The organism is uncultured Sunxiuqinia sp. (genome assembly GCF_947495665.1).
GTDB classification, from domain to species: Bacteria; Bacteroidota; Bacteroidia; order Bacteroidales; family Prolixibacteraceae; genus Sunxiuqinia; species Sunxiuqinia rutila.
Genome location: NZ_CANLZV010000002.1, coordinates 406189 through 430189, shown reverse-complemented (window position 1 = coordinate 430189; position 24001 = coordinate 406189). Strand labels below are relative to the sequence as shown.

Genomic DNA, 24001 nt, shown 5'->3' with positions numbered 1-24001 from the left:
ACCGGCTTTCATTGAGCAATTATTCTTTTTTGTCATCGGTTGCAAGTATGCGAACCTTTATTTTATCATTCTTCTTATCGTAGCCAATTGAAATCGTATCGCCTTCTGAAATAGACGCTTTGATGATTACTTCGGCCATTTCGTCCTCCAGGTATTTCTGAATTGCCCGTTTAAGCGGACGTGCACCATATTGTGCATCATAGCCTTTTTCAGCAATGAAATCCTTGGCTGTCTTCGAGATTTTCAGCTTATAATTCAATGCTTCCACGCGTTCGTAAAGTTCTTTCAACTCGATATCAATAATTTTAGAGATATCTTCTTTTGAAAGCGTATTAAACATGATAACATCGTCAATCCGGTTTAAGAATTCCGGAGCAAAGGCACGTTTCAATGCCTTTTGAACGATGTACTTGGCATGATCACTTTCTTCTTCTGCCGTTTTTGGTGTTGAGAATCCAACGCCTCGCCCGAAGTCCTTCAATTGACGTGAGCCAATGTTGGAGGTCATTATAATGATGGTATTTTTGAAATCAATATTGCGTCCCAGACTGTCAGTCAAACGACCTTCGTCAAGCACTTGAAGCAGAAGGTGAAAAACATCGGGATGCGCTTTCTCAACCTCATCCAGCAAAACAACGGAGTAGGGCTTGCGCCGTACTTTTTCAGTCAATTGTCCGCCTTCTTCATAGCCAATATACCCCGGAGGTGCACCCACCAGTCGCGAAACAGCAAATTTCTCCATGTACTCGCTCATGTCAATGCGAATTAGCGAATCAATACTGTCGAACAAGTATTTGGTCAATACTTTGGCTAACTGGGTTTTACCAACACCCGTAGGTCCCAGGAAAATAAAGGAACCAATTGGTTTGTTGGGGTCTTTCAGTCCAGCTCGGTTACGTTGGATTGCCTTCACAATCTTGGCAATGGCGTCATCCTGACCAACCACACTTCCTTTTAGCATAGCCCCCATATTCATCAGTCGAATACCCTCTGCCTGGGCTATTCGTTGAACCGGAACGCCTGACATCATGGCAACCACTTCGGCCACTTTTTCCTCTTCAACGACTTCGCGATGGCTGATAAGTTCCTTTTCCCAGGCTTCTTTTTCCTGATCCAGTAACTGAAGCAGGTTTTTTTCCTTATCCCGGTGGTTGGCAGCCACTTCAAAGTTTTGACTTTTTACGGCTTTTATTTTCTCTTCGCGCGTGCTTTCAATCTTTTCTTCCAGCTTGACAATGCGTTCCGGAACATTGATGTTGGCAATATGAACCCTGGAACCAGCTTCATCCAGCGCATCAATGGCCTTGTCCGGTAAGTAACGATCGGTAATGTACCGCGCCGTTAATTTGACACAAGCTTTAATGGCATCATCTGAATAAATGACATTGTGGTGATCTTCATAGCGTTCCTTAATGTTATTCAGAATTTCAATGGTTTCATCAACCGAAGTTGGTTCAACCATAACTTTCTGGAAACGACGCTCCAGTGCACCATCTTTCTCAATGTGCTGGCGGTATTCGTCAAGGGTTGTGGCACCTATACATTGAATGTCGCCCCGAGCCAACGCTGGTTTCAGCATATTGGCCGCATCAAGCGATCCGGTTGCTCCTCCGGCACCTACAATGGTGTGAATTTCGTCGATGAACAGGATAACATTATTCACTTTCGAAAGCTCATTCAGAATGGCTTTCATGCGCTCTTCAAACTGTCCGCGATACTTGGTCCCGGCCACAATTGACGCAATATCCAGACTCACAACGCGCTTGTCGAACAGTACACGAGATACTTTCTTTTGAATAATCCGGATAGCTAAGCCTTCAGCAATTGCAGACTTACCAACTCCCGGTTCTCCAATCAAAATCGGATTATTCTTTTTGCGACGCGATAAAATTTGTGCCAGTCGTTCAATTTCTTTGCTCCGTCCTACAATGGGATCCAGGTTATTATCCTCCGCAGCTTTGGTTATGTCAATCCCAAAGTTGTCCAGTACCGGAGTTTCTGATTTTGAGCTACTTGATTTTTTTGAAGATGAACCTGACGGGGGTTGCTGCTTTGAGAACGGATCATCCATATCTTCTTCATCTCCAAAGTCTGATTTAGCTTCCGGCTGTTTGTAATCCTCAAGCCTTGACTTTAGAATGTAATAGTTAACATGAAATTCGCTCAGCAAGGTTGAAATCTGACTGTCTTTGTCTTTTAACAGCGCCAATAATAAATGGCCCGTATTAATTGTTGAGCTGTTGAATGCACGTGCTTCAAGATAAACAAGCTTGAGCGCTTTTTCTGCTGATTTTAAGAGTTGAACGGAAGCTTGTGGATCAATAATATTATCGGTACGAAGCGCAGATTCAATGGCTTCTTTGATTTCAGATAAATTTACTCCCAAATTGGTGAGTATATCAATTGCTATCCCTTCTCCCTCTCTCAAAATTCCCAGAAAAATATGCTCAAGTCCAATCTGCTCATTTCCTAACCTGATGGCCTCTTCACGGCTATAGGTCAGAACATCTTTTATTCTTGGTGAGAATTGAGAATCCATAATTGAAATGTCCTTAATATAAATTTGTAAGTTATTTCTGTTTTAACAAATACTATTCCGAAATGTTGGATTTCGGCTTTTTGAACTGGAAACAGAAATTCAAAGTAAAAGTAAGCAATATTTAAAGACACGGAACTTGAATCAATAGGATTTTTAAACATTGACTTGTTAAAATCTTGTTTGAAGAAGTCTAATTAATACCACTTATAATGGCTGATTTTATTAGTATTTTTATATTTTTGTAAGTCAAAATTTTTCAACATAAAATTTCTTTAAAAGGAGGATTAAATGGCTGAAGGCGAAAAAATTATAAAAATAAATATTGAAGAGCAGATGAAATCTGCTTACATCGACTATTCGATGTCAGTCATTGTGTCACGGGCATTGCCCGATGTACGTGATGGATTGAAACCTGTTCACAGGCGTGTGCTGTTTGGAATGAGCGAGTTAGGTATATTCTCGAACCGTTCCTACAAAAAGTCTGCAAGAATCGTAGGGGAGGTACTTGGTAAGTATCACCCACATGGTGACTCTTCTGTTTATTTCACAATGGTGCGGATGGCACAAGAGTGGTCTTTGAGGTATCCTTTGGTTGATGGACAAGGAAACTACGGATCCATTGACGGGGACAGTCCGGCTGCAATGCGTTATACCGAAGCACGTTTGGCAAAAATTGCAGAAGAAATTCTACAGGATTTGGATAAAAACACGGTTGATTTTCAACCAAACTTCGATGAGTCGTTGAATGAACCAACCGTACTACCAACCCGAATTCCTAACCTTTTGGTGAATGGTGCTTCAGGGATTGCTGTCGGAATGGCTACCAACATGCCTCCTCATAACTTATCTGACACAATTGATGCCATCGTGGCATACATTGACAACCGGGAGATTGAAATTTCAGAACTTACATCTGTTATAAAGGCCCCCGATTTCCCAACCGGAGGTGTTATTTATGGTTATAAAGGCGTGGAAGATGCCTACGAAACAGGCCGTGGACGTATTGTTTTACGTGGAAAAGCTCACGTTGAAGTACAACCTAACGGACGCGAAAAAATTATTATTACTGAAATTCCTTACCTGGTCAACAAGGCAGAATTGATTATGAAGACTGCCGAGTTGGTTAATGATAAGAAGATCGAAGGAATTTCGAATATCAATGATGAGTCAGACCGCGATGGAATGCGCATCGTTGTTGATGTGAAGAAAGACGAAATATCGAATGTTGTACTAAATAAACTTTACAAATACACTCAGCTTCAAACCAGCTTTAGTGTAAACAACATTGCTTTGGTAAAAGGTCGTCCCAGAATGTTGAATCTGAAAGATTTGATTCATCACTTTGTGGAGCACCGGCACGATGTTGTTGTACGACGGACTCAGTTTGAACTGGAACAGGCCGAAAAGCGTGCACACATTCTGGAAGGTTTGATTATTGCGAGCGATAATATTGATGAAGTTATTGCCATGATTCGAAGCTCAAAAACTCCGGATGAAGCCAGAGAACGCTTGATGGAGAAGTTTGAACTTTCTGAAATTCAGGCACGCGCCATTGTTGAAATGCGTCTTCGTCAGCTAACTGGTCTGGAGCAAGATAAGTTGCGTTCAGAATATCAAGAAGTTATGGCTTTCATTGAGCGCTGCCGCGAAATTCTGGGCAACGAATCACTGCGTATGCAAATCATCAAAGACGAACTGTCCGAAGTGAAGGCCAAATACGGTGATGAGCGGAAGACAGAAATTGTTCCGAATGCCGAAGAATTTAACCCGGAAGATTTTTATGCAGACGAGGAAATGGTTATTACCATTTCACACATGGGCTATATTAAACGTACGCCGCTGACTGAATTCAAAACACAGGGCAGGGGAGGTAAAGGTTCAAAAGGAGGTGCTACCAGAGATGAAGACTTCCTGGAACACATGTTTATTGCCACCATGCACAATACCTTGTTACTTTTCACCGAGAAAGGTAAATGCTTCTGGTTGAAAGTTTATCAAATTCCGGAAGGAACAAAAACATCCAAAGGACGTGCAATTCAGAACTTGCTAAACATTGAGCCAGACGACAAAGTGTTGGCTTTCAATAAAGTGAAGCGTCTGGATGATGAAGAGTACATCAACAATAACTTTATTATTCTTTGTACCAAAAAAGGTATTATCAAGAAAACTTCGCTTGAAGCTTATTCTCGTCCCCGTCAGAATGGTGTAAATGCCATCACGATTCGCGAAGGAGACCAACTGCTGGAAGCGCGATTGACAAACGGCAAACAAGATATTATGATTGCTGTAAAATCAGGTAAAGCTATCCGTTTCCACGAGGACATCGTTCGCTCGATTGGAAGAACGGCATCCGGAGTACGCGGTATTACCCTTGGAAATGAGCAAGATGAAGTCGTTGGCATGATCTGTGTAGAGAATGAGTCCGAAGACGTTCTGGTTGTTTCTGAAAAAGGATACGGTAAACGCTCAAGTATTGACGGTTATCGAATCACAAACCGAGGAGGAAAAGGAGTTAAAACAATTAACATAACCGAAAAAACAGGTGGATTAATTGCCATTAAGAGTGTCATTGACGCAAATGATTTGATGATTATCACTCAAAACGGTTTGACAATTCGCCTACCTATTTCTTCATTGCGCGTTATGGGCCGTGCAGCTCAAGGAGTTCGTTTAATTAACCTGAAAGATGAAGACCGAATTGCGTCAGTTGCCCGCGTTACCTTTGAGAGTAATGGCGAAATTGAAGAAGAAGACGGCGAAATAATTGAAAATCCAGAAATTCTGGATGCTCCAGATACAGAAGAAAACACTGAAAATGAATTATAAGGCATTTTACTATCTTGATTTGAAATGATAGTAAAAAAATTAAATTTGTAAAAAAAATCTAAAAATAAGAATGATGAAGAAAACAATTTTTCTATTTGTACTTATACTTTCAGTAACAGCTGGATTTGCCCAGAAAGGGAAGGTGTCCAGCGCTCAAAGCTATAAGGATGGCGGAAAGCTCGATAAGGCGGTTGAAACAATCGAAATGACGATTGATCCGAGTAATGAGAAATCTGAAAAAACCTTAGACTGGCCCAAAACTTGGGAAGTTAGAGGTGAGATTTTTCAAGCCGTTTACCAGAGTAAAGATGCCAATATTAAGAAGTTGTCAGACAATCCTCTGGCAGAAGCCTTAAAATCGTACAAAAAGGCACTGGACCTGGATGAAAAAGACAGAAACGACAACAGCATCAAAATTAAGCTGACCTTGTTGATTTCTGATTTTACAGATCAGGCCGTTCAAGCTTTCCATGACAATAATTATGAGCTTGCTTTACAGTCATTTAAGCAAATTCTTGAAATTCAGGATTTGCCATTAATGGTTGATGCTGAAAATCCACAAGCTGTTGATACGGTTATTATTTTCAATGCCGGTCTTGCAGCTTACAATGCAGAGAAATACGATGAAGCCATCAAATACTACGAGGAAGCAGCTAAGCATGATTACAATGGAGCACGTACTTATGAGCTAATTTCTTCAAGCTATATCTTAAAACAAGACACTGTGAATGCTGTTGAAGCATTGCAAGAAGGTTTTGAAAAGTACCCGGATAATAGCTCGATTATGGTTCAGTTAATCAATATCTACCTGAATTCAAACAAGGTAGATGAGGCGATGAAATACCTGGAGCTGGCGATTGAAAACGATCCAAACAATGCTTCATTTCACTTCGCACGCGGATCTTTGTATGATAAAATCAATGAGTTGGATAAGGCAGTAGAAGCTTATAAGAAAGCCATTGAAATAAAAGAAGATTACGCAGATGCTTATTATAACTTAGGTGCTATTTATTACAACAAAGGAGTTAAGCAGATTGAAGTGGCCAATGATGTGCCAACCAATCAGCCTGAGAAATTTGAAGAGGAAAAAGAAAAAGCTGACATAGAGTTCAAAAAAGCTCTTGAGCCAATGGAAAATGCCGCAAAATATGCAGCTGCTGCCAATGAAAAAGATACTCAAATGAGTGCGTTGGAAACCTTAAAAACGGTTTATTACCGATTGAAAATGATGGATCAGTTTGATACGGTTAACGCTAAGTTGGAAGAATTACAACAATAATAGACTAAATTAAAAGGAGAGTTTTCGCTCTCCTTTTTTTGAATACACAGAAATAACATAATATCAACTATAGGACAGGTATTTTTGTTAAATTTGAAAACCTCAATTTATGGATTAAGCATTTATATTTCATTTTGCTACAACAATGATATCTTCCTTCCAATTAGCTAATCCAACTCAAAACTATAGTCTCCAAATAAAAGGATCCTTAATTCATCGGACGATGCCCACATTGCACAAACTAGTATCAAGTACCTTGGTTGCGATTAATTATCCTAGAAATTAGTTCCAAATCTGACTACCCATGGCATTCCGGTATTTCTTATCAATGGTAAGGATCACTTAGAATATTAAAAGCTCAGGCAGTTAATTATGTTTTCTAATAAACAGCATACTTCTGCAGTTATATCCGCTTTTCTATCGCACTTGATCTTTCCATTCATCAAACTGCATCATCATCCCTTTATAAAATTAAATCTTCCAGGCCATACTTCAACTATTGGCACTGGCCAGTTTGTTGAAGAGCAATCTTGCCCTTAGATGATTACAGTTAAATCAAAACTGACGCCACAAAACTAATGCCACAAATGTGAACTGCCAAATACACTACAGGTCAAGTAATTAAAGGTACTAGGATTGAGTAATTCACATTTCAACACAATGCGCATTTAGCAAATTATTATCACTAATTTACATATCTACACTGCGCGAAATGTAAGTAGAATAGTCCTTTATTAATGGATTGTACTTCTCATGGAACAATTTCGATGAGATTATAAAATCCGCTGTTGAACGATTAGTTGCTACGGGAATATTGTATAGGGTGGATATGCGTAGCAAGGCTTTAACATCAACGTCGTGAGGCTGTGGCTGCATTGGATCCCAGAAAAAAATCAGCATATCTACCTTTTCTTCAGCAATATAGGCCCCCAATTGCTGGTCTCCCCCAAGCGGGCCAGACTTAAGCCGAATAACTTCAGGCGGAATAAGCTCATTTTCATGGCACTTCATTGAAAGTGTTTCCTGAATTAACTTACCCGTTGTTCCGGTGCAAATGAGGTTATGAAATACCAATTCCTTCCAGTTGTATGACACCCATTCCATCATGTCTTTTTTCCGGTTGTCGTGAGCAACCAAGGCAATAACTTTTTTCTGCTTAATTGTTTTCATTGTATTTCAATTAGTGTTTTAATATCCTGTTCAAACAAAAAAGCATGGACTAAACAGCCCATGCTTCATCACTTTCGAATAGCTGTCAGAGTCTACTTGAAAATATTTTTCAGGTCTTCTACCCAATTTTCGATTCGCTTTTTAGACAGTCTGGCTTGATTTTCCTGATCAAGCACCAAGCCCATAAACTTATCATTCTCAATAGCATGAGATGATTCAAATTTGTAACTTTCGATGGCTGTTTCACCTACAAGTTCGGCACCACGCTCACGCATTAAGCGTCCCAGGATGCCAATGCCATCAGCAAAATTCTCCGGGTAGCCAACTTGATCGGCCAACCCGTAAATAGCAACCTTCTTGCCTTTCAAGTCCATTTCTTCAATCGCTGGAACAAACTCATCCCAGTAATGGGGCAACTCTCCGTCAAACCAGGTAGGCACACCAAGAATCAGTTGATTGTAAGCAAGAAATTCTTCCTCTGTCAATTGATCGGCATCTACCGTGGTTGTTTCAAATGATTTACCGATAGCAGCGACAATCTTCTCGCCGGCCTTCGCGGTTTTATTTGAGGTAAAACTATAGATAATTGCAGTACTCATATTTTCTGATTTTAGTAAGCAACGATACTTTTGGCAGCATCGTAAATTTTAGTTGCATTAGGCAAAATAGCACGTTCCAGTATAGGATGGAAGCCAACCGGCATAAATGGTGATCCAATGCGGTGTACCGGCCCATCCAGGTATTCAAAAGCTTCTTCCATAATGGTTGCCGTAATTTCAGCACCAAAGCCGGAATGTACTTTATCCTCATGAACAACAAGTACTTTACCGATCTTCTTCACGCCGTTAATAATAGCCTCTTTATCCATCGGAACCAGCGATCTTAAATCAAGAACTTCTGCATTAATACCTTCTTCAGCTAATTTTTCGGCTGCTTCCAGGCAGTGATGCGTTGTATTTCCATAGGTTACAATGAAAAGATCGCTTCCTTCCCGACGTGTTCGTGCTTTTCCAAACGGAACTTCAAAGTCATCAGGAATGACCGTTGCGGCCTTCGGATCGTTATACAGCGCTTTGGGCTCCATAAACATAGTCATTCCGCGCGAGCGAATTGATGTGCGCAACAGGCCGGCAGCATCATCTGCAAAAGACGGATATACAATTCGCACTCCCGGAATGGACGTTAATGCGCCTTCAATATTTTGTGAATGGTAAAGTCCGCCACCAATATAGCCCCCTGATGCCAGACGGATTGTTACATTGGGTGTAAATTTACCGTTGGAGCGCCAATAGTCGTGACTTGAATCAACGTATTGCTCCATGGCAGGCCAAAAGTAGTCGGCAAATTCGGCTCCCTCGACAACAACACGTATTTTCTCACTAAATCGAGACATCCCGTTGGCCGTTCCCATGATAAAATCCTCGGCAATAGGTGCATTGAAAATTCGTTTTGGACCAAACTCCTGCTGAAGCCCTTTCGACACATTAAAGATTCCTCCTTTGTCCTTATTGGCCATATCCTGCCCCCACATAAATGTATCGGGGTTATGGTGAAACTCAGCTTTTAGTGTTTCATTTAAGCCGGTAATCAGCTTTTTCTTTTCGCCTTCTTCCTGGTGGGTGCCCTCCGGATATTTCTCAGAAGTGTAAGCTTCCGGCAATATAAAGTCAAAGATTGAATCCGGGTCCGGATCCGGAGCAGCCAAGGCCGCTTTGTGAGCAGCTTTTAAGGTTGCCTTAGCTTCGGCCTCAATCGCCACAATTTCTTCTTCAGTAAAACGCTTATAGCGAATTAGCATCCTTCTGAACTTAGCCAATGGATCATATTCCAGCACGTATTGACGTTCTGCCTCTGAGCGGTACAAGTCATGCCGGTCTGAGTTGGAATGCGAACGCATGCGCACACAGTTGGCCTGCACAATAACCGGCTCCCCAGCCTCCAATACATGGCGTTTAGCCTCAGTCATGGCATTCATCGAATCGAAAACATCTTTTCCGTTGCAATGAATAATCCGCAGGTTTTTAAAACCTTTGAAGTTATTGGCCACTTTGCGTGCAGCTGTTTGGTCTTTCTTAGGAACTGAAATTCCATAGCCGTTATCCTGCACCGTAAAAATAACCGGAAGCTTTTCCTTCGAAGCGCCGTTAATGGCTTCATACACGTAGCCCTCAGACAAAGACGACTCTCCCTGCGAGCTAATGGACACCGCTTTTTCGCCATAATATTTGATGGCTCGGGCCACGCCCACTGCATGCAAGGTATGATTTCCGGTAAGCGATGAAACATTGTGAATATTCCATTCGGGCTTGGCAAAATGGTTCGACATATGACGCCCACCACTGGAGGGGTCGGTTGCCTTTGAAATTCCATTCAGAATTAATTCTTCGGCGGTTAAACCAGCAGAAAAGGCTGTTAGCATATCCCGGTAGTAAGGGAATAAATGATCTTTCTGCTTTTCAAAGATTTGTCCAATAGCCAGTTGAATACCATCATGTCCGGCATATGGCGCATGATACGACCACCCAATAGCCTGCTTCAGGTAATTGGGGGCCTTGTCATCAATAGCCCGTCCCAAAGTCATTAGTTTGAACCATGACTCGAGCGTTTCCTTTGGTGTATCTTTTATTGAATATACTTTAGGTATGGTTGTCATTTCTAAATTATCTCTAAATGATTAGTAAATAGTAAAATATCCCGATCAAATTTCCCGATTGATATCGAAAGCCTCGAGAATATCACCAATACGTCTGACAAAAGCTCCACCCATGGCTCCATCAATAACTCGATGGTCGTAGGACAACGAAAGGAACATTTTGTGTCTGACAACAATTACATCGCCAGTTGGAGTTTCCATGACAGCCGGTTTCTTTTCAATCGTTCCTGTAGCCAAAATAGCTACCTGAGGCTGGTTGATAATTGGGGTTCCAATAACATTTCGGAAAGAGCCAAAATTGGTGATGGTAAAGGTTCCGCCCTGATAAGCATCGGGTTTGAGCTTATTATTACGGGCTCCTTCTGCCAGTTCATTCAGGTTTTTAGTAATACCCAGCAAATTCTTTTGCTCAGCTTCCTTAATCACCGGAACAACCAGATTCCCATCGGGTTTGGCTACTGCAATTGCAACATTGGCCGACTTGTGCAAGATGATTTTATCGCCATCAACTGAGGAGTTTACAATTGGAAACTCCATCAATGCTTTGGCTACTGCTTCTGTAAACACAGGCATAAATGTAATTTTCTCGCCGTATTTTTCCTGAAATTGATCTTTCACCTTTTTTCTCCAAAGGACCAGGTTGGTAACATCAACTTCAACAACAGAAGTTACGTGAGGTGAAGTTTGCTTCGACCGTACCATGTGGTCAGCAATCAGCTTACGAACGCGGTCCATTTCAATGATCTGCTCATTGGCCCCAATTGATGGGCTGATTTTAGGAGCCGAAGGTTTCACTTCTTCGCTTGTGCTGGCAGTTGTTGCAATTTCGGGTTGCGCTTTACCTGATTTTTTGTCTTCCAGGTATTTCAACAGGTCATTTTTCTGCACACGGCCATTTTGCCCCGAGCCTTGAATGGTTTCGAGCTCCTCCAGGCTAATATTTTCCTTTTCGGCTATGCTTTTAACCAAAGGAGAATAAAAGCGTGTAGCTGTTGTTTTAACACTTGCAGATTTAGCTGATTCTGCTGGCTGACTTTCTTCGGCCTTCGCTTCTGTTTCTACCTCAGAAGTCGGTGCTGGTGCTTCTGTTTCTTTATCCGTTGCTTGTGCTGCATCTTCTGTTGTATCGTCACCATCGCCGTCAATTTTAACAATAGCAACCACTTCACCAACAGGAACCAATGCATCTTCCTGGAATAGGATTTTTGAGATAACGCCATCTACTGGCGATGGGATTTCAGAATCTACCTTATCGGTTGCCACTTCAAACACAGGATCATCCTCCTCAATTGTATCTCCCTCTTTGACAAACCATTTGGTAATTGTAGCTTCCTGAACACTTTCGCCTAATTTAGGCATTAGGATCTTGAACTCTGACATACTCCAAAATTATTTATTTAACATTTGATTATTCTTGAAAATTCAACTTATTCAACAAGCTAGATATTGAAAAGTTCAAGTCAACAAAGCGTTCCCAAATGGGATGTGCTAAATAAAATTGGAGAAAACCAATGTTCTTTTAACAGCTGACTAAAGCAATGAGATAATTTAGAAGCAAATTGCAGTTATTCAATAATGATTCGCTCGAAAACACCAATAATATCTTCCGAATTGTTAGCCTGCCTCAATTCCTGCTCAACCGAATCTGTTTGCTGATTAAAAATAAGAATCGACTTGTCGATAATTTCAACCATCTCTTTCTCTATTTTTTCCTGAGACAGGATATCCTTTTTTTTGCACTTGCGGTAGTGCTTGGTAAGCTTTTGGATGGAGTAATAAAGGTCGGGCTTTTGAATTTCAATGGAAGAAATATAGTTGGGAGGACCGCAATTAACCTCTTTGGTGTAAACCCGATTAAACTGTTCAAGCTTAATGGATAGCTTTTCTCCCAATAATTTATCGTACGTACATTCCTTAATTTCCGGAAAATCGCAAGCAATTTGTTTAAACTGAAAAGTTTCCTGCCCCTTTGAAGATACTGCAATTAGAAAACAGCAGATACAAAAACATAACTTCATAAATCATTCCTCCTCTTATCAGATTTCGGTTAAAAATAGGAAAAAATAAATCAGAAGAAATGGGTAAACGCAGAATAATGCTGAAGAACAGGTTCTCAGTTAAGTGCCAGCGGAAGCGTTTCAATCGGGTAATAATTAAACAAATCCTGTTGTGGCCATTCTTTTACGCGCCGGGTTAGGTTGCCCATAAAACGGTTAATTTCGGAGGAAAAGCGCGAGCCTTTCCAGCTGCTGGTGTTAGAAAGAAAGATCCAGCTAAGGCCATCGTTTTGGCGTTTGAGCATGGCTACAGAGCCGGCCATACTGCCTGTGCGCGCCCATGTGCCGTGATCAGTAGTTGCCCGCCATCCCAGAGGCCCTTGGGCGTAAGTATTGTCTGTCATTTCCAGAATTGAACTGTCTTGTAAAATATCGCGTACCGCTTCGTGTCCGTCAATTAAAACCAACAAGCGAGCCAATTCAACCGAAGAACAAATCCACCCACCGGCAGCTCCTAAAAGCTCAATTGGATTTCCTCCGTCTGACTTGGGAACCTTGATTCCGGTTCCTTCATAAGCAAAAATCTGCTGGCTTCCGCGTTGTTCAAAATAATCGACTTCATTGGGATAACGGTATTCAACGTGGCTACGTCCGATGTGCATATCGACAATTCCGTTTGGAATCAAAACTTCGTCCCGAACATAGTCTTCATAGCTTTTCCCACTGATGGCGGAGATAACCTCTCCCAAAAACATGTAGCCCAGGTTGGAATATGAAACTTGAGTACCTGGCGCAAACGAAAGTCGTCGGCTGGCCACATATTTTGAATACGTATCCATCGTAGCGGGAGGTGTATCCCCAACAATATCGGCAATACTTAAGGAGTGAAATGCCGGATCACCATACCGCTGTGACCACCCGCCAGAGTGCGCAAGCAAATTACGAACCGTAATGTTGTATAGTTTTTGATCGCGGACACGCTCAAAGTGGCTGTTATCAAGAATGGCTCCAGGGCCAAAAACCTTATCAGATAAGGATAAGCGGTTTTCTTCCACCAATTGCATGATCGCAATGGCTGTCAGTAGCTTGGACACACTGGCCACGCGAAAAAGGCTGCCTGGATACACCTCATTGCCCTGTCTATCGGCCTCGCCAAACCCTTGGGCATAAACTAGTTTTTCGTCTTTTATAACAGCGATGGAAACACCTTTGAGTTCCCAGCGCTGAATAAAACGTTTGACTTGCTTGTCGATGTATTTGGAGTATTCGAAATCTGAAAGATCATTTTTTATACGGTAGTTCAGGCCTTTAATCTCGAGCTCATAATAAGCCGGAATTTGTTTCTGCCTATTAATTCTCTTTGATCCATAAGACAGAACAAAAAGAATGACAAGTACCGTATATTTCAAGTATTTCATATTTTACAAACGTAAACTTCTATATTTTATATTTGTAAACTGCCAGTAAGCTCGCTGGCTGACTGAATTCCATGCGTTTCCATGTAGCTCTGAATACCTGATACAATTTGAACCGGAATGGTTGGGTCAATAAAAATCGCAGTTCCCACCTGAACGGCTGAAGCACCGGCAAGCATGAACTCAATTGCGTCAGTGGCATTCATAATTCCTCCCATACCAACAACAGGAACCTTTACGGCCTGATATACCTGCCACACCATACGCAGCGCAATTGGCTTAATCGCAGGCCCCGAAAGTCCTCCTGTGATGGTAGATAATACTGGCTTCCGGGTGTTTGCATCAACGGCCATTCCTAAGAAGGTATTAACCAGCGATACGGCATCAGCTCCCTGGCCTTCAACTGCTTTTGCAATTTCAGCAATGTTGGTCACATTGGGTGATAATTTAACAATCATGGGTTTGCTATAAACCTTACGAACTGCGCGTACAACTGCTTCTGCAGAAGGACAGCTAACACCAAAAGCCATTCCGCCCTCTTTTACATTCGGACAGCTAATATTCAATTCAATGGCCGGAATTTTATCCAGCTCATTGATTTTTTCCGTCAGTTCAACATATTCTTCAATGGTAGATCCATTAACATTAACGATGAACTGACTGTCAATATCTTTTATATTGGGATAAATATTCTGAATAAAATTGTCTACCCCTTTGTTCTGTAAGCCAACGGCATTAAGCATTCCAGAAGGGGTTTCAGCCATCCTGGGGTAATCATTCCCTTCACGAGGCTTTAGCGTGGTTCCTTTCATTACAATGCCGCCAAGCTTCGACAAGTCCATAAAATCAGCGATCTCTTCCCCAAATCCGCATGTTCCAGAGGCTGTTAAAACCGGATTTTTAAACGTTAAATCTTTTATACGAACACTTAAATCTACCATGTTAGCTTATTAATATTAAATACCGGTCCTTCGGTGCATACACATTTATTACCTTCTTTTGTTTTTTCGACACAGCATAGGCAAACGCCAAACCCGCAGGCCATCATATTCTCCAACGACACTTCACAAAAGATATTTTTGTCAGCCGCTTCTTTGGCAACTGCTTTCATCATTAAGTCCGGTCCACAAGTGTAAACTTTATCAAATGAACTTAATTCCTGGCTAAAAACAGGATGATGCGTAACAAATCCCTTTTCGCCCAGACTTCCGTCTTCAGTCGTGAAGTAATAGTTTCCAAAGGCTTTGTAAGCACTAATATCAATGTGATCTTGCTGACTCCTTGCTCCAAGTATAACATGAACATTTTCGGGCTTTAAACCACATATTTTTGCTAAGAAAAGCATAGGGGCAACACCGCTGCCACCACCAACCAGGAGTACCCGGTCGTTTTTATCCGGCAACGTAAAGCTGCTTCCCAATGGGAATATAACACTGATTTTATCGCCGGATTGGTAGGTTGTCAAGACTTTTGAGCCTCGTCCTAATATTTTTACCAGCAATGAAAAGGTATTGTTCTCGTAATTGACATCCAATACCGAAAAGGGTCTTCTTAGAAAGATTTCAGTGGCCTTTTTAATTTCAACATTAACAAATTGCCCCGGAAAAATCTGAGGTAATTTGGTTGGTGCCTGAAGTACTAGCTTGAAATTATCATGGTTTAATTGAATATTATCAACCAGAAGTAGTTCCTGAACCGTCTTTTTCATGTGTTTGTAATATTTAATTTTTAAAAGTAACACATGTCACTCGCCATTATATAAAACCGGCCAATTCCTGTCAGCCTTGGCCTGGCTCGTTTCACAGATACATAATACGCGGGCAAAGATAGCCAGAAAAATTTATTTTGAAGGACCGTATTCTTTAAAAGTTTGGTCGGTGTAGAACACAACAATGCGCTCTATTTCCTTTGTTTTATCGGTTTCAGGCATACGGTTCTCAAAAGCAATTGGTTGAGCAAAACCAGTTAAGGGTTCTTCACTTTTTTCCTCTACAGGTGGTCTAGGCTCCTCTTGCTTAGGTTCTTCCTTAAATAGCTGCTGCTGCCCGGACTGTTCCTGAAGGAGCGACTCTTCCTGCTCCAGCATGCTTCCGGTTCCCATAATCAGCCATTTGGCATTAATCTCAGGGTAAGTTTCCAATAGTTTAGCGATAAACTGAAAACTTGGTTTGTTACGTCCATGAAGTACGTGTGTAACATTGGATCGCTGAACACCGATGGTGTCGGCCAGTACCGAAGCGGTAATGCTTTTATGATCCATAAAACGCTGTATCCTGCTATTCATAAATGAGAATTCTAGTTCTTTACAAAACTAACCTATAAAATTCATATTTCAAAACACTTCTAACCTCTCAAGTAGTTCTTTTTTGTAAACAGCAAGAAATCGAGCGTGTTTAGATTACGCCAATATCCTTAAAGCTATATTTAAGATAAAACTCATAAGTAACTGAACATCAATGCAGTGTATTTGATAAAAATGACCAACAAGGGCGCTTTTCGGAGACATACCCAAAAAAAACTATAAATAACTTCAAGTGGATAGCAATAAGTCACTGATGTACTGCTGATTAATGTCCATTCTGTTCGCCTAGACTAACCGATCGGTTAACGATGTGGAGAAGTTTCAAAACTGAATTAGGAGAATCTCACTCGAAGAGCTATTTGTTAATCCAGTAGCTTCTTTTGGATTACATATGTGTTTCCCTCCTCTTTTGTATTGAATGGAAATGTGAATTCAGTTTTGTATACTATTAACATCCCGGAAAACCGAGTACAACTACCCTACTAATTTTAGCTGGCCGGTTTTTTCTGAATTATATTCTTGCTTCATACTTCTTATTTTCGTGTTTTATGTTTCCTGTTTTTTGATCCAGCTATATTGTAGCCTTAGCTAGTGGCAGCTGGCGTTTTTCACGATAAATCCCCGAGGTGAAAATAAATATTCAAACCTCAGGAACTTAAAAACACCAACATTTCAGCATTTCATGTTGAAAATAAACAGATTACACATCAGTCGGCATTTCTGTCGGTTCATTCAATCCAGCGCATTAACAGCTATTTTCTATGATTTTTCATTTTTTAGGTCTTTGCTCGCCAATTATTTGGACTTTGTCTATAAATTTTGAAAAATCAGTCTCAACCATTGTCTTTTTTTCAATAGCTTGTTTAAATTCGCTCTCACGAAATTTTCAGGTTGAATTGTTAAACTGAAACAAAAGAATTATCTCATGCGCGGAATTCCCAGCTCTGGTGTATTTATCTTTTTTGCCTTGGTGTTGATCATCGAATTATTGGCTTATTTTTCGATCAGGCAACTACTGCCGCAACCCAAAGTCAAAAAAACGTTCAGTTACGGTTACTGGTTGATGAGTGCCCTGTTAGTTGGCATCCTTGCTTCAGGCTTTTTAAATCCGGATAAAATCAGGGAGACTCCGAATTACCAATTCTTTTACTTTGTTATTTCTGTTTCGTTTTTCAATTTACTTCCGAAGTTCCTCTTAGCTGTTGCTTTTGTCGTGTCCTTGGTGTTTCGTTTATTCAAAGCCCAGCACTATGCACGAGTTATGCTCATGAGTACTTTAATTTTGTGCTTTGGTTTGATGCTTTCACTTGGTTATGGCATTCTATTTGGCCGAAAATCACTGCGAGTTATTGAGCAGGAAGTTTATCTTCATGACCTCCCCAATTCACTCGACAAAACCGTGGTGGTTCAGCTATCTGACATTCATTTAGGAAGTTTTGAAAATGACGAGTTTCTGAAAAAGACAGCAAAGACCATAAATCAATACAATCCTGACTTCATCCTGTTCACTGGCGATATGGTTAATAATTATGCCCAGGAAATGGATGGATTTGAAGATGAGTTTGCCTCAATGAAAGCAACTTACGGCAAGTTTGCCATTTTGGGTAATCACGATTATGGCGATTATACAAACTGGCCAAACCAACAGGAAAAGAAACTGGACCACCAGGCTTTGATAAAAAAAATAGAAGCTGCCGGTTTCCGTTTGCTGCTAAATGAATCGGCAGAGGTTGTGAAGAACAAGTCGTTGGTCGAAATTGTAGGGGTTGAAAATTGGGGGCATCCGCCTTTCCCGCAATATGCCGATTTAGATCAAGCGCTGCAAGAAACAAACGCTGAATCGTTTAAAATACTGCTCACACACGACCCGGCCCATTGGGGACAGAAAGTTGTTCCCAATATCCCTATTTCCCTAACGCTTTCCGGACATACACATGCTGCTCAATCCGGCGTTCAGCTTGCTGGTATTGAGTTTAGTCCCATGTATTTTGTTCAGGAATACTGGGGAGGGCTGTACCAAAAAGGCAACCAATTTTTATATGTCAACCGGGGCCTTGGCTGCGTTGGTCTTTTGGGGCGTGTGGAAATGGCGCCCGAAATTACCGTACTCACCTTACGATCAAAGTGAATCGAGGCTAACAGAAAATAACATCTGCAGGTAAAAGTTCTTCGAATCAGGAATAAAGGCACAACGAACACCAGCCGATACGGGCGAAATTAAGCGTAAAAAATGGCCATCGCCCATCAATTCAACTCCAAGCGACTTCATTTGGGATGAATAACGGGCAACAATTTCTCCTTCGTCGGAGTAGATGTTTCCATTGGCCTGGCTGTAGTCAAAAAAGAAAGAAGTTCGTAGTCGCTTCAAGTAGAGCAAGCGTCCCAGGTTCCAGTCCGGATAAAACAAGGGCATCACATAATCGATTCCTCCAGTGTACATTTCATTATTTTGAAAACTGTTATAGCCTCTCGGGAAACGTACCGTGTTACCAAAGGTTACTGATGTGCCAGATTCTTTTTGCTGATAGCCATTGTAAATCTTAATCCCGTGGTTATCGAACAAACCCGGAAAGAACAGGTAGCTTTCAATGGCCGATAAACTTCCAACATCATTGCCTCCGCTCAGTCCATCGCGGTAGCTCAGGTCTACAATTTGCGCCCAAGGCGGCTGCAAATCCAACTCGGAACGGGCTATGGTATTTTGCAAAAACAGCTGATAGCTTAGCGAATGATAATACCCCTTGTAAAAGCCTTCCGGCGTGGTGCTGGTGTGCGCCACTTTCTGATAGGTATACTCAACAGCAGGACGGATGTATTGGCTGTATTTACCTTGACTAAACCGTAATGGAATAAAAACCTGCCCATTAAAGCCCAACTCCTTCCATTCAATATTCTCCCTAACCGTATCATTGACCGTTGTGTAGCCGGTTGTTGTTGGGACAGAAACTTGTCTGATTACATTAAAGTCGGCATTTCTTTTTCCCGAAGTCAATTCAAAATCGAAGACTGGGAAAAAACCGGAATACTGAAAACCCAGGATATACTTGCCGGCTTCTTCTTCCCAATTGTATTCATAGCCTAAACGTGTTTCGGCCGTGCCCAGTTTATTTTGCGAAAACAGCGAAACCCCCGGCCTGACTTCTGTATTGTCAACATCGACATAAACCGGAGCCCAACTATGAAAATTGAAAATATGAGCCAACTTATTGTATTTCTTACTGGGGTAAGTAACCTCTTCTTCCTGCTCAAAATCAAGCACCTTCCCTTCTTGCTGAGCCAGAGCTTCGGCCAGCTCGTATTTTTTAGGTTGAATATCAGTCAGTGACTTATTCAAAAAATGGCTTGTGCTCAAATTTGCCAGCTGGTACCCCATAGATGTATAGTTACTAAATAGGATTTCATTTTGAAGTCGAATTGGATAGTCGGCACCAAAAGGTACTGAGCTTAACTGTTCCGTTTTTCCTGAATCAAAACGATACGCATAAATATTGTCAATGCCCGTGAAGGAACCTGTAAAGTAGATGGTGTCATTTTCGAAATAAGGGTTCCTGATTTCATGAAACCCACCTTCAACCAATTTCGTCACCTCGCCGGTATTAACATCGAGTGAGGCAAGAGATTTTCCAGCAGAAGTTAGCATCACAAAAAAGAGCTTCTCTCCTCGAAGATCCCAGCACGGCGTAAAGAGAAACGGATTTCCAGCCAAGCCAAATTGCTGAACTCGTTTGCCAGTGGTTAAATCAAAAACCGATAGAAAGTACCGATTGTTTTTGTCTACTTCAACAGCTGCAAAACGAAGCTGCTTCAATGAAATCCGAGGGCTAAACAATTTGTTCTCGTAGCGGAATTCCTGTTTCCTTCCATTGGCCATATTATACACCACAATCACAGATCGATCGGCATGCGTCCATCGCACATCAGGCCGCCGCTCTGACCAAATCAACATATTTCCCTCTCCTGAAAATGACTCTTGAAAAATTTGTCCCGGAGTTGTTACTACTTGCTCTTTACCCGAAACTATTTTGACAATCCGATCCAGATCCGATCGACTTTGCTTGTAGGCAATTATTGTTGAATCATTCAAAGCATAAGCTTGTGTATACTGCGTCGGAAATTTCGGTGCTGGAGTTAGAGGACGAACCGTGGTTTGCTCCAATTGACTGAGCTCATCTGTCCATTTTGATTTGTAGTTTTCAAAGAGTTTTTGATACAAGTCCTTTTGAGTCAAGCCTGTTTCACGCCTTAACACTCGGTTCACAGGACTAATGGAGAGTGGCTTTCGGGCAATTTCTGTTAAAATGCTGGACCAAACCTGTGGACCATAAGCCTGCCGCACTCCGCCAACCATCCAATATCCGAACTTATACCGGTTAGGCACAAAATCCTTATACGATCCCAGGTAGGCCTTGTCAAACGAATAGAGCCCGTTTTCAATGCTCTGAGCTTTATTCTCCATAAGAAAGGAAGCCTTTCTTCCGCGGCCCGCATGCGATAAAGCTGTTTCTGTTACCACGGCATCACCTTCAATAAACCAAAAAGGCAGATATGCCCCTACAGCCAGTGCTGCAGCTTGCTCGCCGAACAAAATTGGAAGAATATCCGGGAGCTCCTGTTGAATTTTATCCATCTGAACAACATGGCGAAATTCATGAATGGCTAATTGCTCCAGCCAATCCTGCGCATAAATGGCTTGGTGAGGTGTCGTAAAAAGTTCTACCCGTTTTGGCGACCAAGCCACTAAGCCATTTGATTTAACAGTATGCGTATGTAGAATAACAGATATTTTTCTTGGAGGATGCTCCAGTGTACGGTAGCCAAACTCATAAACTTTCTCAAAAATGGAAGCCACCTGCTGGGCTTTCGCTTCGTAATCTTCCGGATAAATTAATTGAAAATGGACCGTGTTAATTTGTCGCCAACGAATATTTGCAGGCTCCTGCCCTGTTGAAAAATATTGCGAATAGCCCGCCAATGGTGCCATTGAGACAATCACAAAAACTAACTTTAAGCACCATTTTATCCGACAGTTTCGTTTCATGTATAGGGATATTTGATTTTTGAAGCAGAATTTTATTTGAGAAAAGCGAAGCCATCCTTCAAAATTAAATTCTGAAAAATGAGGCATAGTCACTCTGCGAACCAAGCCGCTTTGCCCATAAAGCACTAAAGATAAAAAAAGCCATGAATTCCACCCGACTTGTATTTGGATATTTTTTGCTCTGGTGTTCAATCCTTTCAGTAGGATTTAATTATACAGCAAATTCTTGCTGCCATCAGGCCAATCCCGCTCCCTGCCCAAAGGCCAGCCTTTCGCTTTTTTCATGTCGATTCACCAAGGAATTTTCTTCTGCTTATTCCCGAAATTCAGTTTTACAATTAGTCTGAAAACAACAAAATTTTCTTAAATTATTAGCTGCCATTATTATCACGAAGTCCCCATTTCATGGGCGCTTCGCATGGATTGAAGCTTATTTTAATTGGTTGGCATCACCCTATTTTCCGGCTTCGAAGATTTTATAGTTTGTTGAAATTTGGATCATCCAAATTCAGAAAATGCAAGCTTTAAGAACTTCATGAAATCCCTTCAAGGACCTGGGAAAAATGACCTCTGTACTGCCTCATAAATGCGTGATATATTTTACTTGATTACACAAACAAAGAATATGACTACGATTCCCTTGTTTTCGTTCGCAAGTTTATCGTAAGAGTGTTAAATTTGGAGACTTATAAAATTTTAATTTTGGAAATCTACGCCAACTCACCATATACTTTTGGAATCCTTGTGTTTTCGTTACTTCTTGCAGGAGCTTTTAGCTTTATGCTGTATTGGAAGTCGGGCCAGAATTCTCCACTTTCTGAGCGACAAGTGTATAGTTTAAGTGCTTTGCGTTTTATTTCCGTTTTTTTGCTGTCTGTTCTATTTTTACAATTAGCCGTCAAGTACCTGAAACACCGGTCATACCAACCCTCATTGATTATTGGTATTGACAACTCCGAATCCTTATCTCCGTTTCAGCAGGATGTGCTTTCGCTGAAAAATTATTTGAAACAAGAACTAAACGCCTATTCACCCGAAGTTATTTTATTTGACAATGAGGTTATTCGGGAAGTAGAACCAACTTTTACAGGTAAGCGGTCAGATTACAGCAAACTGTTTGATGAAATTGATCAATCCCATCTTTCATCCGATGTTGGTGCGTTGATTCTTCTGGGTGATGGAATTTTCAATGCCGGAGCTGATCCTGCTTTCATTTCTGAAACAGTAAACTACCCTATTTATGCTATTGGTTTTGGCGACACGACCATTCATACCGATGCTGCCATTCGAAAAGTGACTCATAATTCCAGGGTCTTTTTAGATAGCCCTTTTGCTGCTGAAATTGATCTCAGCTTTACAAAAGCAGCAGGGCAACTAGTTAATTTAACCGTAGAAGAATCTGGCAAAACCTATTATTCACGGGCTATTCGCTTAGAATCCGACCATTATTTCATTACCGAAAACATCAGTCTGAAACCTACCAAAGCAGGAATTGTAAACTACTCAGTAAAGCTAGAAACAGTGACTGGCGAGCAGAACTTAGCTAACAATAGCTTTGATTTTTCCGTGAATGTCGTTTCAGAAAAACAACATATTCTAATCTTAACGCATGGACCGCATCCGGATGTTGGCGCTCTTTTGAAAAGTTTGGAAAATGAAGCCAAGTATGAAATCGAATTAATTCATAATCCAAAATCGGAGCTTGATTTTAGCCATTCGGATTTAGTTGTTGTTCACCAGTTGCCAGATCAAACGTTAGAATCTGTTTCCTTGCTTCAAAAACTTTTGGCAAGTGGACGTCCCGTTTTGTTTATTCTTGGGCAAGAAACAGCAATCGCTAGCTTTAACGAGCTCCAAACGGGCTTGGAGTTTTTGCAGGGCAACAGCTTTGAACAAGCTACTCCGCTACTTCGGGAAGACTTTAGCTTGTTCCATTTCGATGTTTCAGAAATGCAAATACTGGAGAGCTTTCCGCCTTTGCAGGTTCCATTTGGTGATGCAAACCTCCATACAGGCATGGAAGTTTTGGCCAATCAGACCATCCAGACAATTGAAACAAACCGACCATTAATGGCATTTGGAAGGGTTAATGGTAAAAAAAGAGGTTTTATTGCAGGTGAAGGCTTGTGGCGCTGGCGCATTCACAATTACCTGAAGAATGGATCGCATCAAAACTTTGACAGCTGGATTCAAAAAACGATTCATTATTTGGTTCTCAAAAACAATGAAGACAATTTCAATCTTTTTTATGAAACCGAGTACGCAGAAGATGTGCCTGTAATTCTTCAGGCTGAATTATTTAACGAGAGCTTCGAGCTGGATAATTCTCCTGATATTAGCATTCAGCTTACTGCTAAAAATGGACAGCAATACGAAGCGGTCTTTGATAAGGCAGGCGAAAAATATCAATTAAATATGGGGCGGTTTCCTGTTGGTGAATACGAATTCTCCGCTCGCACCGTTCTTGGAGAAAAGACGTATGAAGAGTCCGGGACTTTTACGGTCAGCCGTATTCAAATTGAATTGGTTGATACCGAGGCCAACTTTCAGACATTAGCTCAAATAGCACGAAAATCCGGGGGCAATTTTTATTTAGCAGAACAAGTCGATCAATTCATTGAACAACTGAACGAACAGTCGAATTTAAAAAGCAATCAACTTGAACAGCAGATTTATCGCGAATTGTTATCAGTCAGATGGATCTTCTTTGTCCTTCTATTTTTATTAGCTTTGGAATGGTTTTTGAGAAAATTCTGGGGCATATACTAACGCATGGAATAAC

General features: G+C 41.2%; 15 protein-coding genes. 4 read left to right on the top strand and 11 right to left on the bottom strand.

What is annotated here, in order from left to right; all coding sequences use genetic code 11:
• Nucleotides 1–19: 19 nt before the first annotated feature.
• Nucleotides 20–2539, bottom strand: a complete 2520-nt coding sequence (locus Q1A18_RS04625) for an ATP-dependent Clp protease ATP-binding subunit (RefSeq protein WP_299577756.1) — start codon at nucleotides 2537–2539, stop codon at nucleotides 20–22.
• Between the two features lie 288 nt (nucleotides 2540–2827).
• On the opposite strand from Q1A18_RS04625, the gene gyrA reads away from it, so the two are divergent.
• Both gyrA and Q1A18_RS04615 read left to right on the top strand, forming a co-directional pair.
• Nucleotides 2828–5365, top strand: coding sequence for a DNA gyrase subunit A (gyrA, locus tag Q1A18_RS04620; RefSeq protein WP_299577755.1), 2538 nt, complete (start codon nucleotides 2828–2830; stop codon nucleotides 5363–5365).
• A gap of 70 nt (nucleotides 5366–5435) precedes the next feature.
• A complete protein-coding gene (locus Q1A18_RS04615; RefSeq protein ID WP_299577754.1) occupies nucleotides 5436–6644 on the top strand; it encodes a tetratricopeptide repeat protein in 1209 nt (402 codons plus the stop codon).
• A gap of 690 nt (nucleotides 6645–7334) precedes the next feature.
• Here the strand turns inward: Q1A18_RS04615 and Q1A18_RS04610 are convergent.
• From Q1A18_RS04610 to Q1A18_RS04570, 9 genes are all read right to left on the bottom strand, one after another.
• Nucleotides 7335–7814, bottom strand: a complete 480-nt coding sequence (locus Q1A18_RS04610; RefSeq protein ID WP_299577753.1) for a methylglyoxal synthase — start codon at nucleotides 7812–7814, stop codon at nucleotides 7335–7337.
• A gap of 92 nt (nucleotides 7815–7906) precedes the next feature.
• Nucleotides 7907–8413 (bottom strand): flavodoxin, encoded by a 507-nt coding sequence (locus Q1A18_RS04605; RefSeq protein ID WP_299577752.1) that lies wholly within the window; start codon nucleotides 8411–8413, stop codon nucleotides 7907–7909.
• 11 nt (nucleotides 8414–8424) lie between these two features.
• A complete protein-coding gene (locus tag Q1A18_RS04600; protein ID WP_299577751.1) occupies nucleotides 8425–10467 on the bottom strand; it encodes an alpha-ketoacid dehydrogenase subunit alpha/beta in 2043 nt (680 codons plus the stop codon).
• 45 nt (nucleotides 10468–10512) lie between these two features.
• The gene (locus Q1A18_RS04595) at nucleotides 10513–11847 is read right to left on the bottom strand and encodes a dihydrolipoamide acetyltransferase family protein (RefSeq protein ID WP_299577750.1); all 1335 of its coding nucleotides are present in this window, start codon (nucleotides 11845–11847) and stop codon (nucleotides 10513–10515) included.
• A gap of 185 nt (nucleotides 11848–12032) precedes the next feature.
• On the bottom strand, nucleotides 12033–12485 hold the full coding sequence (locus Q1A18_RS04590) for a hypothetical protein (RefSeq protein WP_299577749.1): 453 nt from the start codon (nucleotides 12483–12485) through the stop codon (nucleotides 12033–12035).
• 95 nt (nucleotides 12486–12580) lie between these two features.
• A complete protein-coding gene (locus tag Q1A18_RS04585; protein ID WP_299577748.1) occupies nucleotides 12581–13882 on the bottom strand; it encodes a serine hydrolase domain-containing protein in 1302 nt (433 codons plus the stop codon).
• A 26-nt stretch (nucleotides 13883–13908) separates the two neighbouring features.
• Nucleotides 13909–14820: a dihydroorotate dehydrogenase gene (locus Q1A18_RS04580; protein WP_299577747.1), complete on the bottom strand. Its 912-nt coding sequence runs from the start codon at nucleotides 14818–14820 to the stop codon at nucleotides 13909–13911.
• Nucleotides 14814–15587, bottom strand: coding sequence for a dihydroorotate dehydrogenase electron transfer subunit (locus Q1A18_RS04575; protein WP_299577746.1), 774 nt, complete (start codon nucleotides 15585–15587; stop codon nucleotides 14814–14816). The genes Q1A18_RS04580 and Q1A18_RS04575 overlap by 7 nt, the downstream gene beginning before the upstream one ends.
• A 132-nt stretch (nucleotides 15588–15719) precedes the next feature.
• Nucleotides 15720–16163 (bottom strand): helix-turn-helix transcriptional regulator, encoded by a 444-nt coding sequence (locus Q1A18_RS04570; RefSeq protein ID WP_299577745.1) that lies wholly within the window; start codon nucleotides 16161–16163, stop codon nucleotides 15720–15722.
• Nucleotides 16164–17106: 943 nt separating this feature from the next.
• Between Q1A18_RS04570 and Q1A18_RS04565 the strand changes: the two genes are divergently transcribed.
• Nucleotides 17107–18309 carry a metallophosphoesterase gene (locus Q1A18_RS04565; protein ID WP_299577744.1) on the top strand — a complete coding sequence of 401 codons (1203 nt, stop codon included), beginning with the start codon at nucleotides 17107–17109 and terminating at the stop codon, nucleotides 18307–18309.
• Here the strand turns inward: Q1A18_RS04565 and Q1A18_RS04560 are convergent.
• Nucleotides 18301–21219 (bottom strand): hypothetical protein, encoded by a 2919-nt coding sequence (locus tag Q1A18_RS04560; RefSeq protein ID WP_299577743.1) that lies wholly within the window; start codon nucleotides 21217–21219, stop codon nucleotides 18301–18303. The two genes, Q1A18_RS04565 and Q1A18_RS04560, sit on opposite strands and share 9 nt — an antisense overlap.
• Nucleotides 21220–22224: 1005 nt before the next feature.
• Between Q1A18_RS04560 and Q1A18_RS04555 the strand changes: the two genes are divergently transcribed.
• Complete coding sequence (locus Q1A18_RS04555; RefSeq protein ID WP_299577742.1) at nucleotides 22225–23988, top strand: hypothetical protein; 1764 nt, start codon at nucleotides 22225–22227, stop codon at nucleotides 23986–23988.
• The last annotated feature ends 13 nt before the right edge of the window (nucleotides 23989–24001 follow it).

What these genes read in the sequence shown, in the direction of transcription:
- Q1A18_RS04575 (WP_299577746.1), bottom strand. Translation starts at nt 15,587, where the DNA reads ATGAAAAAGACGGTTCAGGAACTACTTCTGGTTGATAATATTCAATTA.
- Q1A18_RS04585 (WP_299577748.1), bottom strand. Translation starts at nt 13,882, where the DNA reads ATGAAATACTTGAAATATACGGTACTTGTCATTCTTTTTGTTCTGTCT.
- Q1A18_RS04565 (WP_299577744.1), top strand. Translation starts at nt 17,107, where the DNA reads ATGCGCGGAATTCCCAGCTCTGGTGTATTTATCTTTTTTGCCTTGGTG.
- Q1A18_RS04580 (WP_299577747.1), bottom strand. Translation starts at nt 14,820, where the DNA reads ATGGTAGATTTAAGTGTTCGTATAAAAGATTTAACGTTTAAAAATCCG.
- Q1A18_RS04570 (WP_299577745.1), bottom strand. Translation starts at nt 16,163, where the DNA reads ATGAATAGCAGGATACAGCGTTTTATGGATCATAAAAGCATTACCGCT.
- Q1A18_RS04590 (WP_299577749.1), bottom strand. Translation starts at nt 12,485, where the DNA reads ATGAAGTTATGTTTTTGTATCTGCTGTTTTCTAATTGCAGTATCTTCA.
- Q1A18_RS04605 (WP_299577752.1), bottom strand. Translation starts at nt 8,413, where the DNA reads ATGAGTACTGCAATTATCTATAGTTTTACCTCAAATAAAACCGCGAAG.
- Q1A18_RS04615 (WP_299577754.1), top strand. Translation starts at nt 5,436, where the DNA reads ATGATGAAGAAAACAATTTTTCTATTTGTACTTATACTTTCAGTAACA.
- gyrA (WP_299577755.1), top strand. Translation starts at nt 2,828, where the DNA reads ATGGCTGAAGGCGAAAAAATTATAAAAATAAATATTGAAGAGCAGATG.
- Q1A18_RS04560 (WP_299577743.1), bottom strand. Translation starts at nt 21,219, where the DNA reads ATGAAACGAAACTGTCGGATAAAATGGTGCTTAAAGTTAGTTTTTGTG.
- Q1A18_RS04600 (WP_299577751.1), bottom strand. Translation starts at nt 10,467, where the DNA reads ATGACAACCATACCTAAAGTATATTCAATAAAAGATACACCAAAGGAA.
- Q1A18_RS04610 (WP_299577753.1), bottom strand. Translation starts at nt 7,814, where the DNA reads ATGAAAACAATTAAGCAGAAAAAAGTTATTGCCTTGGTTGCTCACGAC.
- Q1A18_RS04595 (WP_299577750.1), bottom strand. Translation starts at nt 11,847, where the DNA reads ATGTCAGAGTTCAAGATCCTAATGCCTAAATTAGGCGAAAGTGTTCAG.
- Q1A18_RS04625 (WP_299577756.1), bottom strand. Translation starts at nt 2,539, where the DNA reads ATGGATTCTCAATTCTCACCAAGAATAAAAGATGTTCTGACCTATAGC.